Annotated in this window: 15 protein-coding genes; 8 read left to right on the forward strand and 7 right to left on the reverse strand. The window is 69.1% G+C overall.

The window, feature by feature from the left end:
- Positions 1 to 336 precede the first annotated feature (336 nt).
- The 6 genes from BDK63_RS05185 to BDK63_RS05210 are packed head-to-tail and all read left to right on the forward strand — an operon-like array spanning position 337 to position 6,219.
- Entirely contained in the window at positions 337 to 3,147 is a 2,811-nt protein-coding gene (locus BDK63_RS05185; RefSeq protein ID WP_183330306.1) for a monovalent cation/H+ antiporter subunit A, read from the forward strand.
- Positions 3,147 to 3,488: a Na+/H+ antiporter subunit C gene (locus tag BDK63_RS05190; RefSeq protein ID WP_183330307.1), complete on the forward strand. Its 342-nt coding sequence runs from the start codon at positions 3,147 to 3,149 to the stop codon at positions 3,486 to 3,488. Before BDK63_RS05185 ends, BDK63_RS05190 begins: the two co-directional genes overlap by 1 nt.
- Positions 3,485 to 5,026 (forward strand): monovalent cation/H+ antiporter subunit D, encoded by a 1,542-nt coding sequence (locus BDK63_RS05195; protein ID WP_183330308.1) that lies wholly within the window; start codon positions 3,485 to 3,487, stop codon positions 5,024 to 5,026. The genes BDK63_RS05190 and BDK63_RS05195 overlap by 4 nt, the downstream gene beginning before the upstream one ends.
- Positions 5,023 to 5,520 carry a Na+/H+ antiporter subunit E gene (locus BDK63_RS05200; RefSeq protein ID WP_183330309.1) on the forward strand — a complete coding sequence of 166 codons (498 nt, stop codon included), beginning with the start codon at positions 5,023 to 5,025 and terminating at the stop codon, positions 5,518 to 5,520. Before BDK63_RS05195 ends, BDK63_RS05200 begins: the two co-directional genes overlap by 4 nt.
- On the forward strand, positions 5,514 to 5,783 hold the full coding sequence (locus BDK63_RS05205) for a K+/H+ antiporter subunit F (RefSeq protein ID WP_183330310.1): 270 nt from the start codon (positions 5,514 to 5,516) through the stop codon (positions 5,781 to 5,783). Before BDK63_RS05200 ends, BDK63_RS05205 begins: the two co-directional genes overlap by 7 nt.
- Before the next feature lie 10 nt (positions 5,784 to 5,793).
- Positions 5,794 to 6,219, forward strand: a complete 426-nt coding sequence (locus BDK63_RS05210; RefSeq protein ID WP_183330311.1) for a Na+/H+ antiporter subunit G — start codon at positions 5,794 to 5,796, stop codon at positions 6,217 to 6,219.
- A gap of 45 nt (positions 6,220 to 6,264) precedes the next feature.
- Here BDK63_RS05210 and hemH read toward each other — a convergent pair whose 3' ends face one another.
- Positions 6,265 to 7,365, reverse strand: a complete 1,101-nt coding sequence (gene hemH, locus BDK63_RS05215; RefSeq protein WP_183330312.1) for a ferrochelatase — start codon at positions 7,363 to 7,365, stop codon at positions 6,265 to 6,267.
- Positions 7,366 to 7,480: 115 nt separating this feature from the next.
- Between hemH and BDK63_RS05220 the strand changes: the two genes are divergently transcribed.
- Together BDK63_RS05220 and BDK63_RS05225 are read left to right on the forward strand one after the other, a co-directional pair.
- Positions 7,481 to 9,094, forward strand: coding sequence for a cryptochrome/photolyase family protein (locus tag BDK63_RS05220; RefSeq protein WP_183330313.1), 1,614 nt, complete (start codon positions 7,481 to 7,483; stop codon positions 9,092 to 9,094).
- Positions 9,091 to 9,489, forward strand: coding sequence for a thiol-disulfide oxidoreductase DCC family protein (locus BDK63_RS05225; protein ID WP_183330314.1), 399 nt, complete (start codon positions 9,091 to 9,093; stop codon positions 9,487 to 9,489). Before BDK63_RS05220 ends, BDK63_RS05225 begins: the two co-directional genes overlap by 4 nt.
- Before the next feature lie 31 nt (positions 9,490 to 9,520).
- Here BDK63_RS05225 and BDK63_RS05230 read toward each other — a convergent pair whose 3' ends face one another.
- The 6 genes from BDK63_RS05230 to rpsR all read right to left on the reverse strand — a co-directional run bounded on the left by BDK63_RS05230 (position 9,521) and on the right by rpsR (position 13,477).
- Positions 9,521 to 9,823 carry a DUF6482 family protein gene (locus BDK63_RS05230; protein WP_183330315.1) on the reverse strand — a complete coding sequence of 101 codons (303 nt, stop codon included), beginning with the start codon at positions 9,821 to 9,823 and terminating at the stop codon, positions 9,521 to 9,523.
- A gap of 122 nt (positions 9,824 to 9,945) precedes the next feature.
- Positions 9,946 to 10,239 (reverse strand): hypothetical protein, encoded by a 294-nt coding sequence (locus BDK63_RS05235; RefSeq protein ID WP_183330316.1) that lies wholly within the window; start codon positions 10,237 to 10,239, stop codon positions 9,946 to 9,948.
- A gap of 102 nt (positions 10,240 to 10,341) precedes the next feature.
- Positions 10,342 to 11,730, reverse strand: a complete 1,389-nt coding sequence (gene dnaB / locus BDK63_RS05240) for a replicative DNA helicase (protein ID WP_183330317.1) — start codon at positions 11,728 to 11,730, stop codon at positions 10,342 to 10,344.
- Positions 11,731 to 11,926: 196 nt separating this feature from the next.
- Positions 11,927 to 12,373 carry a 50S ribosomal protein L9 gene (rplI, locus tag BDK63_RS05245; protein ID WP_183330318.1) on the reverse strand — a complete coding sequence of 149 codons (447 nt, stop codon included), beginning with the start codon at positions 12,371 to 12,373 and terminating at the stop codon, positions 11,927 to 11,929.
- Positions 12,374 to 12,388: 15 nt separating this feature from the next.
- A complete protein-coding gene (locus BDK63_RS05250; RefSeq protein WP_183330319.1) occupies positions 12,389 to 13,237 on the reverse strand; it encodes a YybS family protein in 849 nt (282 codons plus the stop codon).
- A 12-nt stretch (positions 13,238 to 13,249) separates the two neighbouring features.
- Complete coding sequence (rpsR, locus tag BDK63_RS05255) at positions 13,250 to 13,477, reverse strand: 30S ribosomal protein S18 (protein WP_023004506.1); 228 nt, start codon at positions 13,475 to 13,477, stop codon at positions 13,250 to 13,252.

Raw genomic sequence — 13,477 nt, forward strand, 5'->3', positions numbered from 1 at the left:
ACTGACCTGGGTCAGCATTCGCCTAATGGATGACGCAGCGCAACACCCGACGGCCTTTTTATCGATAGTGAAAGCCTATAGACTCACGCCGGCGAGTGGCAAGAAAGGGCGTTACCACACCTTAAACGAAAGGCGGCATCTTATCATTAGTGAATGATTATCCTGCCGTTTCCGGGGCGACCCCTTGTCGCACGCCAGCGCCTCGACGAGGCTCCCTCCGTCGAGGAACGACGAGCCAGGCGGTGACGTGGCTGCCTGGGCCACAGCGCACCCTGCTCCCCCGGTGCCCGGCCTGGCCAATTGCGCTTCCCCGCCATTGCGTGGACGAGCTGACCAATGGCACTGCTGTGGATACCCCTCCTCACCCTCTTCGGCGCCCTGGTGCCGGTATTCACCACCCGCCACGGCCGCCGCGCCTGCACCCTCGCCACCCTCGTCGCTCCCCTGCTCGCCCTCGGCCTGGTGCTGGCCCAGGCACCGGCCGTGCTCGACGGCGAGGTCATCACCTTCACCCTGCCCTGGATGCCGCTGCTGGGCCTGGACCTGGCGCTGCGCATCGACGGCCTGACCCTGCTGTTCGCGCTGCTGATCCTCGGCATCGGCAGCCTGATCCTCTACTACGCGGGCCACTACCTGGCCGCCGACGAGGACGACGGCCGGTTCCTCGCCTACATGATGCTGTTCATGACCGCCATGATCGGTATCGCCATGGCCGACAACCTGCTGCTGCTGTGGCTGTTCTGGGAGCTGACCAGCATCACCTCCTTCCTGCTGATCGGCTTCTGGGGCCATCGCAGCGATGCCCGACGTGGCGCCCGCATGGCGCTGGTGGTGACGGGTGCCGGGGGCCTGGCGCTGCTCGCCGGCCTGCTGCTGATCGGCGAGGCGGTGGGCAGCTTCGCCATGGGGGAGGTGCTGGCGGCGGGTGACGCCATCCGCGCCTCCTCCCACTATCCGCTGATCCTCGCCCTGGTGCTGTTCGGCGCCTTCACCAAGTCGGCCCAGTTTCCCTTCCACTTCTGGCTGCCCCATGCCATGGCCGCGCCCACCCCGGTATCGGCCTTCCTCCACTCGGCCACCATGGTCAAGGCCGGCGTCTTCCTGATGGCGCGGCTCACCCCGGCGCTGGGCGACAGCCAGCTGTGGGCGATATCGCTCTCCCTGGTGGGCCTGGCGACCATGCTCTACGCCGCCTGGTTCGCCCTGCTGGAGCGCGATCTCAAGGGGATCCTGGCCTTCTCCACGGTGAGCCACCTGGGGCTGATCACCCTGCTGCTGGGGCTGGGCAGCCCGCTGGCCATCGTCGCCGCGGTGTTCCATATCTTCAACCACGCCACCTTCAAGGCGGCGCTGTTCATGAGCGTGGGCATCATCGACCACGAGACCGGCACCCGCGACATCGACCGCCTGGGGGCCCTGTGGTCGATGATGCCGATCACCGGCACCATGGTGATCCTGGCAGGCTCGGCCATGGCCGGCTTCCCGCCCTTCAACGGCTTCCTCTCCAAGGAGATGCTCTTCGAGCAGAGCCTGGTCAACAACGTGCTGGGGGCGCTGAGCGCGCTGATCCCGCTGCTGGTGATGCTGGCCGCCACCCTCTCGGTGGCCTACTCGCTGCGGCTGATCTGGAGCCTGTTCTTCGCCGCGCCCAAGCTGACCCGGGAGCAGAAGGCCCAGCCGCCCCTCAAGGCCCATGACCCGGCCCGCGGCATGCTGGCGCCCGGCCTCTTCCTGGCGGCCATGAGCCTGGCGGTGGGCCTCTTCCCCATGACCCTGGCCGCCCCGCTGGTCAATGCCGCCAGCCTCGCCGTGCAGGGCGACACCTCGCCGCTGCTCGCCCTCTCCCTGTGGCACGGCCTCAACCTGCCGCTGGCCATGAGCCTGGTCGCGGTGATCGCCGGGGGGCTGGTGCTGCGCCAGCAGCGGCGCCTGGCCGACATCGCCGCCCTCTTCCCCGCCCGGGATGCCAGCCGGGTCTTCGAGGCGGCGGTGCTGCGGGTGATCAAGGCGGCCCTGTGGCTGACCATGCGCCTGGAGAACGGCTCGCTGCAGCGCTACCAGGCCCTGCTGGTGCTCACCGCCCTGGCCATGGTGGGCGTCGGGCTGGCCAACCTCGAGACGCTCACCGGCGAGCGCGGCCTGCAGCCGCTGGACGGCATGCTGGTGCTGGGCGCCGCCCTGATGACCTTCGGCGCCATCGGCAGTGCGCTGAGCCATCGCTGGCGGCTGGTCTCGCTGCTGATGCTCTCGGTGGTGGGGCTCACCGTCTCGCTCACCTTCGTGCGCTTCTCCGCTCCCGACCTGGCGATGACCCAGCTGTCGGTGGAGGTGGTCACCATGATCCTGCTGATCCTGGCGCTGTTCTTCCTGCCCCAGCGCCCGCCGCTGCTGGTGTCGCGCCGGCGCATCCTGCGCGACCTGGTGCTGGCGACCGCCCTGGGGGGGGTGGTGGCGATGCTCAACTATGCGCTGCTGACCCGCGAGACGATCTCGATCGCCGACTACTTCCTGCGCGAGAGCGTCCCGGGGGGCGGCGGCACCAACGTGGTCAATGTCATCCTGGTGGACTTCCGCGGCTTCGATACCCTGGGCGAGATCACCGTGCTGACCCTGGCGGGCCTGGCCACCTTCAAGCTGCTCAACCGCATGAAGCTGTTCATGCCGGCGGGCAACCTCGAGGGGATCCGCTGGTCGCGCCACCGCTATCCGATGATCCTCGCCGTGGTGGCGCAGATCCTGCTGCCGCTGGCGCTGCTGGTGTCGGTCTACATCTTCCTGCGCGGCCACAACCAGCCCGGCGGCGGCTTCATCGCCGGCCTGATCACCGCCGTGGCACTGATCCTGCAGTACATGGCCCGCGGCCACGACTGGACCCGCGAACGGCTGCCGCTCTCCTACCCGGTGGTGGCCGTGTCCGGCCTGGCCATCGCCGTGGCCACCGGCCTGGCCAGCTGGCTGTTCGGCTACCCCTTCCTGACCTCCGCCTTCGGCCACTTCCACCTGCCGCTGATCGGCGAGTTCGAGCTGGCCTCGGCGATGCTCTTCGACCTCGGCGTCTACCTGGCCGTGGTCGGCGCCACCCTGATGATCCTGATCAACCTGGGCCGTGTCACCACCCTGCACCGTCCCCGCCTGGAGGAACGCTGATGGAAGCCCTGTTCTCACTGGTCATCGGCGTGCTGACCGCCAGCGGCATCTACCTGCTGCTGCGCGGCCGCACCTTCCCGGTGATCGTCGGCCTGGCGCTGCTCTCCTATGCGGTGAACCTCTTCCTGTTCTCCACCGGCGGCCTCAACACCCACGCCGCGGCAGTGATCGGCGATTCGATCACCCCGGCCGACCCGCTGCCCCAGGCGCTGGTGCTGACCGCCATCGTGATCGGCTTCGCCATGACCGCCTTCGTGGTGATTCTGGCGATCCGCGCCCGCAGCGAGCTGGGCAGCGACCACGTGGACGGCCAGCAGGGCGAGGCGGGGGACTCCCGATGAGCCAGCACCTGATGATCCTCCCGATCCTCGTGCCGCTGATCGGCGCGCTCGTCCTGCTGCTGCCCACCCGGGCCGGCGACCCCGCCCAGCGACGCCTCAGCGTCGGGCTCTGCGTCGCCCAGCTGCTGGTCGGGGGCTGGCTGTTCGCCCAGGCGGCCGGGGGCGAACTGATCTTCTATGCCCTGGGCAACTGGCAGGCCCCCTTCGGCATCGTGCTGATGCTCGACCGGCTCTCCGCCCTGATGCTGCTGCTCACCGCCGTGCTGGCGCTGGGCTGCGTGATGTTCGCCTGCGCCGGCGACGACACCCGGGGCAGCCACTTCCACGGGCTCTTCCAGCTCCAGCTGGTGGGGCTCAACGGCGCCTTCCTCACCGGCGACCTGTTCAACCTCTTCGTGTTCTTCGAGATCCTGCTGCTGGCCTCCTATGCGCTGCTGATGCACGGCGGCGGCAAGGAACGGGTGGGCGCCGGCCTGCACTACGTGATCCTCAACCTGGCCGGTTCAGCGCTCTTTCTGGTGGCGCTGGGCGTGCTCTACGGCGCCACCGGGACCCTCAACATGGCCGACATGGCCCGGCGCCTCGGCGCCATGACCGGCGACCAGACCGCCCTGGTCACCGCCGGCGCGCTGCTGCTGGTGGTGGTCTTCAGCCTCAAGGCCGCGCTGCTGCCCCTCTACTTCTGGCTGCCGCGCACCTACTCGGCCGCGCCGGCCCCGGTAGCGGCCCTGTTCGCCATCATGACCAAGGTGGGGCTCTACGCCATCCTGCGCGTGCAGTCGCTGATCTTCGTCGACACCCCCGCGGCAGAGGCGATTACCACCTGGCTCTGGTGGTCGGGCCTCGCCACCATCGCCCTGGCCGGCATCGGCGTGCTGGCCGCCCGCGACCTCCGGCCGCTGATCGCCTACCTGGTGCTGGTCTCGGTGGGCACCCTGCTGGCCGGCAAGTCGCTGGGCTCCACCGAGGCGGTGACCGCGCTGCTCTACTACCTGCCCCACACCACCCTGGTGTGCGGCGCCCTCTACCTGATCGCCGAGCTGATCGGCCAGCAGCGCGGCAAGGCCGGCACGCGCCTGGTGCGCGCCCGTCGCCTCCACCAGCGCCAGCTGCTGGGCGGGCTCTTCCTGGTCTCGGCGGTGGCGGTGGCGGGCCTGCCGCCGCTGGCAGGCGCCCTGGGCAAGCTGCTGATGATGCAGGCGGCGGAAGGTGTCGCGCGGCTATGGTTCTGGCCGCTGCTGCTGCTGGCGGGGCTGTGCGCCCTGATCGCCCTCTCCCGGGCCGGGTCGGTGTTCTTCTGGGCCAGCTACAAGGGCGAGGTCGCGGCCGGCCGGGTCAGCCGGGCCCAGCTGGCCGGGGTGCTCTGGCTGCTGGCCACCGCTCCGCTGCTGGTGGGGTTCTCCGGCCCCCTGAGCAGCTACACCCTGGCGACGGCCGAACAGCTGGCCGACCCCGCCACCAAGATCACCCGGCTGTTCGGCGAGGAGGCCATGCCGGCGACCTCCCTGGCGCTCGGCCGCGAGGAGGAGACCCCATGAAGCCGCTGGGCCGATTCCTGCCGACTCCCACCCTGTCGCTGGTGCTGCTGGTGGTCTGGCTGCTGATGGCACGCAGCGTCGCGCCCGGCCAGCTGCTGCTCGGGGCCTTCCTCGCCGTGGGCATCCCGCTGCTCACTCGCCGCTTCTGGGACCCGCTGCCCCCGGTCAGGCACCCGATCAAGCTGGCCTGGTTCGTGCTGGTGGTGCTCTACGACATCGTCAAGGCCAACCTCCAGGTCAGCCTGCTGATCCTGACCCCCCGTCGCGAGCCCCACCCCGGCTTCGTGGAGTATCCCCTCGAGGTCAAGGAGCCGCTGACCATCACCCTGCTGGCCAACACCATCACCATGACGCCGGGCACCGTCTCCACCAACATCCGCCTGGACCGCTCCTCGCTGCTGATCCACGTGCTGGACATGCGCGAGGAGCAGGCCCTGGTGCAGGAGATTCGCGAGCGCTACGAACGCCCGCTCAAGGAGATCTTCGAATGCTAGATACCGCCCTGATGATCAGCCTGGCGCTGATCGTGCTGGCGCTGGCCATGAACGTCTATCGCCTGGCAATCGGGCCGGACATCCCCGACCGGCTGCTGGCCCTGGACACCATGTACGTCAACTCCATCGCGCTGATCGTGCTGCTGGGCCTGTGGCTCAACACCAAGACCTACTTCGAGGCGGCGATCCTGATCGCCATGCTCGGCTTCGTCAGCACCATGGCCATCTGCCGCTACCTGCTGCGCGGCGACATCATCGAGTGAGGAGCCCGACATGACGTTCTACGTGATCGCCGAGGGCGTGATCGCCTTCCTGCTGGTGGCCGGCGGCATCTTCGCCTTCACCGGCTCGCTCGGCATGCTGCAGTTCAAGGACTTCTTCATGCGCCTCCACGGCCCCACCAAGGGCACCACCCTGGGGATCGGCTGCGTGCTGATCGCCTCGATGCTCTACTTCACGATCACCCAGCGGGAGCTCCACGTCCAGGAGCTGCTGATCACCCTGTTCCTGTTCATCACCGCCCCGGTGACCGGCCACATGCTGGCCAAGACCGGCCTGCACATGCACCTGCGATTCCTCACCAGCACCCGCGGCTCGGTGCCGGAGTTCCGCGACGAGGACGTGGGGCAGAGCCGGGTGGCACGCCCCGCCAAGGCGCGCCACCCCTGGCGTTCGCGGCAGCGCAGGCGACGGCCGTGACGGCCGCCACGACGCGAGGGCCCCGCATGGCGGGGCCCTCCTTCGTCAGGGGCGCGGCGCGACCCAGCCGCCCAGCTCGTTCTCGATGATCGCCAGCAGCGCGGCGATGTGGTCGTCGCGGTCGTTGAGGCAGGGAATGTAGGTGAAGGTCTCGCCGCCGGCCGCGAGGAAGGCGTCGCGGATCTCCTCCTCGATCTCCTCCAGGGTCTCGACGCAGTCGGAGGAGAAGGCCGGTGAGACCACCGCGATATGCTTCCTGCCCTGGCGGGCCAGCTCGGCCACGTGCTCCACGGTCTGGGGCCCCACCCACTCCTCGGGGCCGAACTGGGACTGGAAGGCCGTCTGGATGGCCTCCCCCTCCCAGCCCAGCGCCTCGCGCAGCAGCCGCGTGGTCTTCTGGCACTGGCAGTGGTAGGGGTCGCCCTCCATCAGGTAGCGCTTGGGTACGCCGTGGTAGGAGGCCACCAGGACCTCCGGTGGCGTCTCGGCGGCGGCATAGCCCTCGCGGACCGAACTGGCCAGGGCCTCGATGTAGCGGGGGTGCTCGAAGTAGGCCGGCACCGTGCGGAAGGCGGGCTGCCACTTGAGGGTCATCAGGGTGCGGAAGGCCTGGTCGTTGGCGGTGGCGGTGGTCGGCGAGGCGTACTGGGGATAGAGCGGGAAGAACAGGATCCGCTCGCAGCCCGCCGCCTGCATGCGCCGGAGCACGCTGTCGGTGGAGGGGTTGCCGTAGCGCATGCAGAAGTCGACCATCACCTGGTCGCCGAACCTCGCCGCGAGCCCCTCGGCCACCTTGCGGGTCTGCTCGCGGGTGATGGTCAGCAGCGGGCTCTCGTCCTTCTCGGTATTCCAGATGCTCCGGTAGGCCTCGCCGGACTTGAAGGGGCGACGCGACAGGATGATCAGCTGCAGCAGCGGCTGCCACTTCCAGCTGGCGTAGTCGACCACCCGCTTGTCGGAGAGGAACTCGCTCAGGTAGCGACGCATCGACCAGTAGTCGGTGGCATCCGGCGTGCCCAGGTTGGCCAGCAGTACCCCCACCTTCGCCCTGGCCACCGGGGGGTGGTCGGACGGGGCGTGGGCCAGGCGTCCGCTGCCGGGCGTATCCTGGTCGGTCGGTTGCGTCTCCACGTGGGCTGAGGTCATGCGCGAGGTTCCTCCGGGTCGATGGTGGGCGATGCCGACAGTCTATCAGGAGTGTCGCCGGGAGGCCGGATGAAGTTGTACTATGGGAATAATTTGTACAGTTTTAGGTAAAGCCATGCCTGTTCCCCTGGTGCTGGTGCTCGGCGACCAGCTCAGCCACGACCTGGCCAGCCTCGCCGCCCTGCCCGACGGCAGCGTGGTCGCCCTCTGCGAGGTGGCCGCCGAGGGTCGCTACGTGCCCCACCACCCCCAGAAGATCGCCATGATGCTGTCGGCCATGCGCCACTTCGCCGAGGAGCTGCGCGAACAGGGCCTGCGCGTTCACTACAGCGCCCTGGACGACCCCGACAATACCCAGGCGCTGATCCCGGAGGCCGAGCGGCTGGCGACCCTGTATGGCTGCGACGAGATCCGCGTGGTGCGCCCCGGCGAGTGGCGCCTCTGGCAGGCGATGGGCGAACGCGAGACGGCCCCCCTCCCCTGGCGGCTGATCGAGGACGACCGCTTCTATACCACCCCGGACGACTTCGCCGCCTGGGCCGCCGGCCGCAAGTCGCTGCGCCTGGAGCACTTCTATCGCGAGCAGCGCCGGCGCAGCGGCCTGCTGATGGAGGGCAGCTCTCCCGCCGGCGGCCAGTGGAACTACGATCACGACAACCGCGAGCCGCTGCCCGCATCGCCGACCTTCCCCGACCCGCCCCGCCATGGCCGGGACGCCACCACCGAGGCGGTGCTGGCCCTGGTCGAGGAGCACTTCGGCGACCATTTCGGCCGCCTCGACGTCTACGACTGGCCGGTGACCCGCCGCCAGGCGCGGGTCGACCTGCACCACTTCCTGCGCCACGGCCTGCCCGACTTCGGCCGCTACCAGGACGCCATCAGCGACGACGCCCCCTTCCTGTTCCACTCCCGGCTCTCGGCGGCGCTGAACCTCGGGCTGCTCTCGCCGCGGGAGGTGTGCGAGGCCGTCGAACGCGAGTACCTCGAGGGCCGCGCGCCCCTCAATTCGGCGGAGGGGTTCATCCGCCAGGTGCTGGGCTGGCGGGAGTACGTGCGCGGGCTCTACTGGACCCGCATGCCCGACTACAAGCGCGGCAATGCCCTGAAGGCCACCCGCGGGCTGCCGGCCTGCTACTGGACGGGCGACACCGAGCTGCGCTGCCTGCAACGCGCCATCGAGATGACCCGCGATCATGCCTACGCCCACCATATCCAGCGGCTGATGGTCACCGGCAACTTCGCCCTGCTCTGTGGCGTGGCGCCGGAGGCGCTCTGCGACTGGTACCTGGCGGTCTACGTGGACGCCTGCGAGTGGGTGGAGCTGCCCAATACCCTGGGGATGGTGCTGCATGCCGACGGCGGCCTGATGGGCTCCAAGCCCTACTGCGCCTCGGGCAAGTACATCGACCGCATGTCGGACCACTGCCGCCACTGCCGCTTCGACCCGAAGCGGGTGACCGGCGAGGATGCCTGCCCGCTCAACAGCCTCTACTGGCACTTCCTCGAGCGCCATGCCGACGCCCTGTCGGGCAATCCGCGCATGAAGCTGATCTACGGCTCGCTCTCGCGCATGGGCGACGAGAAGCGGCAGGCGATGCGGGAGCAGGCCGAGACCTTCCTGGCCGGGCTGGAGAGCACCCCGGCCTGGCACGATGACGGCCGGGGGCAGCGCGGCCTCCATCGGGCCGGCTATTCGCCTGATCCCCAGCCCCGCGAGGAGAGACCATGAGCCGACGCGACACCCTCAACGCCCACGCCCCGGTCACCCTCTACCACGATGGCCACTGCCCGCTCTGCCAGCGGGAGGTGGCCTGGCTGTCGCGCCACCCGCGACGAGAGCGGGTGGCGCTGGTGGACATCCAGGCACCCGGCTTCGATGCCGAAGCGCTCGGAAAGACCTTCGAGGGGATGATGGGCCGGCTGCACCTGAGCGACGCCCGGGGGCGCTGGTTCATCGGCATGGACGCCAGCCGCGCGCTCTATGCCGTGCTCGGCTACCGTCGGCTGGTGTGGCTGAGCACGCTGCCGGGGCTGGCAGGCCTGATGGATGCGGGGTATCGATGGTTCGCCCGCCGCCGGGTGCGCCTGGGGCGCTGGCTGGAGAGGCGGCGGCGGAGGTCGTGAGCGGCGAGGGCGCCGCCCCGCAGGGGCCGGGTCAGAAGACCAGCGGCATGCGCGAGGTCAGCGGGTCCTGGTAGTGGGCGTCGCGGCCGATCACCTCGTCGTGGGGCACCTGCTGCACCAGGTAGGCGCGATGGATGCCGGCGCGCTTGAGCTCCAAGTAGACGTCGTCCAGCGAGCGGAACAGCACCGGCTTGCCCTGCCGGCTCAGCATGTGGCGCTGGCCCTCGATGTCCTCCAGTTCCACCTGGTAGAAGCGGCTACCCGCATGGCTGATCACGCGAATCTCGTAGTTGTCGTGGCGGGCCGCAAAGGCCTTGAGTTCCTTGATTTCCATGGTTCCCTCCAATGGTCATGGATCGGATGCAGTCCGGGCACAGCCTGGCCGTGCCCGATGACATCCGAATTAACATACCGTGTCGCTGATGTGACCGCGAGCGCCGGGGAGGGTTCCGGAGGTCACTGGTAGGTCGAGGGGTCGATCGCCTTGCCCAGGGAGTTGCGGTCGACCCACTTGCCGGCCTTGGTCTCCTTGTAGCGGAACACCACCCGGTCGCCGACCTGCACCGGCAGTTCGGCGTCCTCGGTCTGGTAGCTGTAGGCCTCGCCGTCCACCACCAGCTGGTAGCGGTAGAGGTCGGGCATGCCCAGCCACTCCTTGAAGGGTCCCTCCCGCTCCATCGACTGGAGCTCGCCGCGCGCCTCCAGCTTCGGGGTGCGCTGCCGATTGCCGCGCCGGAATCCGCCTGCCATGGTGCCTCCTTCCTGTGGGTCTAGCTGCTGAGTCGAGGGGTGGGGATTATACGGCCCTGCGCGCCGCGCTCAAGTCGCGACCGACGGCGGGCGACTCCCGGCCTACTCGCCGAAGGTATCGCCGTAGCTGTCCGGGGCCAGGTCCTCGAAGCGGGTGTACCTGCCGATGAAGGCCATGTGCACCGTGCCGATGGGGCCGTTACGCTGCTTGCCGATGATCAGCTCGGCCAGCCCCTGGTTGTCCGGGTTGTCCGGGTTGTAGACCTCGTCGCGGTAGACGAAGGCGATCACGTCGGCATCCTGCTCGATGGCGCCGGACTCGCGCAGGTCCGACATCACCGGTCGCTTGTTGGGTCGCTGCTCCAGGGAGCGGTTGAGCTGGGAGAGCGCCACCACCGGGCAGCCGAACTCCTTGGCCATGCCCTTCAGCGAGCGCGAGATCTCGGAGATCTCGCCGGTGCGGTTCTCGGAGAAGCCGGGGATCTGCATCAGCTGCAGGTAGTCGATCATCACCAGCCCGATGTTGCCGTGCTCGCGCACTACCCGCCGGATGCGCGAGCGCATCTCGTTGGGCGACAGCGCCGCGGTATCATCGATGAACAGCTGCTTGTCCTTGAGCAGGTTGACCGCCGAGGTGAGCCGCGGCCAGTCCTCATCCTCCAGCTGGCCGGTACGGACCCGGGTCTGGTCGATACGCCCCAGCGACGAGAGCATGCGCAGCATCAGCGATTCGGCGGGCATCTCCATGGAGAACACCATCACCGGCCGGTCGCTTGCGATTACCGCGTGCTCCACCAGGTTCATGGCGAAGGTGGTCTTGCCCATGGAGGGGCGCCCCGCGATGATCACCAGGTCCGAGGGCTGCAGGCCGGAGGTCATCTCGTCCAGGTCGCGGAAGCCGGTGGAGAGGCCGGTCATCTCCCCCTGCATGTTGAACAGCTCGTCGATGCGATCCACCGCCTTGGCGAGCAGTTCGCTCATGCCGATGGGACCGCCCGACTTGGGACGCTCCTCGCTGATCTGGAACACCAGCCGCTCGGCCTCGTCGACCAGCTCGTCGGCGGGCCGCCCCTGGGGACTGAAGGCCCCGTCGGCGATCTGGCTGGCGGCGCGGATCAGCTTGCGCAGGGTGGCCCGCTCGCGAACGATGTCGGCATAGGCGCGGATGTTGCTGGCGGATGGCGTGTTGCGGGCCAGCTCGGCCAGGTAGGCCAGGCCGCCCACGGTATCGAGCTGGTCGCGCCCCTCCAGCGCCTCGGAGAGGGTCACCACGTCCAGCGGGCGCCCGCCCTCGGCGAGCCCCGCCATGACGTTGAAGATCAGGCGGTGCTCATAGCGGTAGAAGTCATCCGACACCAGGCGGTCGGCGACGTTGTCCCAGGCCTGGTTGTCGAGCATCAGCCCGCCCAGCACCGACTGCTCCGCCTCCAGCGAGTGGGGCGGCACCTTGAGGGCGGCGGTTTCCTGGTCGTGCTCGAGCATCTCGTTCATGGCGGTGCGGGGCCCCTAGGTGAAACTGGGGGAACATTCTACCCCAGGCGGGCGCCTCTCCCTATCCCGCCGAGGCAAGGGACGGGAGCGGGGCTGCCCGGCAGGCACAAGGCAAAAAGGGGCGCGAGGGAGATTCCCTCGCGCCCCTGATCCGACCGCCCCGGGAGGCCCGGGGCGTCTGGCGGGCAGGCTGGCCTTACTCGGCCACCACCACCACGCGCACGACGGCGTCGACGTCAGCGTGCAGGTGCAGCTGGATGTCGTACTCGCCGGTGGCGCGGATCGGGCCTTCCGGCATCCGCACTTCGCTCTTGGCGACGTCGATGCCGGCGGAGGCGATGGCCTCGGCCAGGTCGCGCGGGCCGATGGAGCCGAACAGCTTGCCCTCGTCACCGGCCTTGGCGACCAGCGAGAGCTCGATCTCGTTGAGCTGCGCGGCGCGGGCCTCGGCCTCGGCCTTTCGCTCGGCGGCCTGGGCCTCGAGCTCGGAGCGCTGGGCCTCGAAGGCCTCGATGTTGTCCTTGGTGGCCGGCACGGCAAGACCGTAGGGCACCAGGTAGTTGCGGCCGTAGCCCGGCTTGACGGTGACCTGGTCACCGAGGCCGCCCAGCTTGCCAATGTTGTCGAGCAGAATGACTTCCATCTCGTAAACCTCTTGTCAGTCGCGGCTGGCCACGCGTCCGCGGAAGTCCGCGAAGACGTCGATGAAGGCCAGCAGCAGCACGATCAGAATCATGGGCCAGGTGGTGATCAGCAGCACATAGAAGGCGACCAGCCACAGCCCGTTCATCCCTTTAACACCGATGAAACCATGAACCAGCGCGATGCCGGCGACGAGCAGCGGGATCCACAGCAGCATGCCGAGGGCGGGCAGCCCCAGCACCATGCCGGCCACCCCGAGCACCGCCAGCACGGCGAGCTCCCGGGGCGCCAGGCGCAGCGCGTGGAACTCCTCGCGGAAGCCGCCGGGGTTGAAGAGCCCCGCCTGCCAGCTGCGCGCCAGTGCCAGGCAGGCCACCGCGGCGATCAGCACCACGAGGCCGGTGATCCCGCCGATCAGCAGCCCCGCCAGCTGCTCGGTATCGAGCCCCTGGCGGGTCAGCTCGCCGAGCAGGCGGTCGACCTCGGGGGCCTGGCGCAGCTGCTCCAGCATGGGCCCCGCGCCGCCGGGCGGCAGGAAGACCCCGAACTGGATCATGCCGGCGCCGACCAGGGCGCCGACGATCAGCGCCTCGCTCCAGCGCATGCGCGAACGCAGCACAACCGCCATCAGGGTGACCAGCAGCACGCTGGACAGCGGGATGACGTCGCCCTGGGTCCACCACCAGCCCGCCGGCAGCGCCGCGGCGACGATCACCGGCAGGGCCGGTGACAGGCCGCGACGCAGCGTGACCAGGGCGGCAATGGCCGCGCCCAGCCAGAACAACCAGGGGACGAGCGTGGCAATGGCCGCCCCGCCTGCGGCGTGGGGCGTGCCTCGCATCATCCAGCGGGCAATCGGCAGCATCACGCCCGGTTCTTACTGGTGGCTGTCGGTGTAGGGCAGCAGCGCCAGGTAGCGGGCACGCTTGACAGCGGTAGCCAGCTGACGCTGGTAACGGGCCTTGGTCCCGGTGATACGGCTGGGTACGATCTTGCCGGTCTCGGTGATGTAGGCCTTGAGCGTGTCCAGATCCTTGTAGTCGATCTGCTTCACGCCTTCAGCGGTGAAACGGCAGAACTTGCGGCGACGGAAAAAGCGTGCCAT

It is taken from the genome of Halomonas campaniensis (genome assembly GCF_014193375.1).
Classification (GTDB): Bacteria; Pseudomonadota; Gammaproteobacteria; order Pseudomonadales; family Halomonadaceae; genus Halomonas; species Halomonas campaniensis.

Bases quoted from the DNA above. Each gene is read 5' to 3' on its own strand.
- BDK63_RS05185 (WP_183330306.1), top strand. From the start codon at position 337: ATGGCACTGCTGTGGATACCCCTCCTCACCCTCTTCGGCGCCCTGGTG.
- BDK63_RS05190 (WP_183330307.1), top strand. From the start codon at position 3,147: ATGGAAGCCCTGTTCTCACTGGTCATCGGCGTGCTGACCGCCAGCGGC.
- BDK63_RS05210 (WP_183330311.1), top strand. From the start codon at position 5,794: ATGACGTTCTACGTGATCGCCGAGGGCGTGATCGCCTTCCTGCTGGTG.
- BDK63_RS05195 (WP_183330308.1), top strand. From the start codon at position 3,485: ATGAGCCAGCACCTGATGATCCTCCCGATCCTCGTGCCGCTGATCGGC.
- BDK63_RS05220 (WP_183330313.1), top strand. From the start codon at position 7,481: ATGCCTGTTCCCCTGGTGCTGGTGCTCGGCGACCAGCTCAGCCACGAC.
- BDK63_RS05250 (WP_183330319.1), bottom strand. From the start codon at position 13,237: ATGCTGCCGATTGCCCGCTGGATGATGCGAGGCACGCCCCACGCCGCA.
- hemH (WP_183330312.1), bottom strand. From the start codon at position 7,365: ATGACCTCAGCCCACGTGGAGACGCAACCGACCGACCAGGATACGCCC.
- BDK63_RS05235 (WP_183330316.1), bottom strand. From the start codon at position 10,239: ATGGCAGGCGGATTCCGGCGCGGCAATCGGCAGCGCACCCCGAAGCTG.
- rplI (WP_183330318.1), bottom strand. From the start codon at position 12,373: ATGGAAGTCATTCTGCTCGACAACATTGGCAAGCTGGGCGGCCTCGGT.
- BDK63_RS05230 (WP_183330315.1), bottom strand. From the start codon at position 9,823: ATGGAAATCAAGGAACTCAAGGCCTTTGCGGCCCGCCACGACAACTAC.
- BDK63_RS05205 (WP_183330310.1), top strand. From the start codon at position 5,514: ATGCTAGATACCGCCCTGATGATCAGCCTGGCGCTGATCGTGCTGGCG.
- BDK63_RS05225 (WP_183330314.1), top strand. From the start codon at position 9,091: ATGAGCCGACGCGACACCCTCAACGCCCACGCCCCGGTCACCCTCTAC.
- BDK63_RS05200 (WP_183330309.1), top strand. From the start codon at position 5,023: ATGAAGCCGCTGGGCCGATTCCTGCCGACTCCCACCCTGTCGCTGGTG.
- dnaB (WP_183330317.1), bottom strand. From the start codon at position 11,730: ATGAACGAGATGCTCGAGCACGACCAGGAAACCGCCGCCCTCAAGGTG.
- rpsR (WP_023004506.1), bottom strand. From the start codon at position 13,477: ATGGCACGCTTTTTCCGTCGCCGCAAGTTCTGCCGTTTCACCGCTGAA.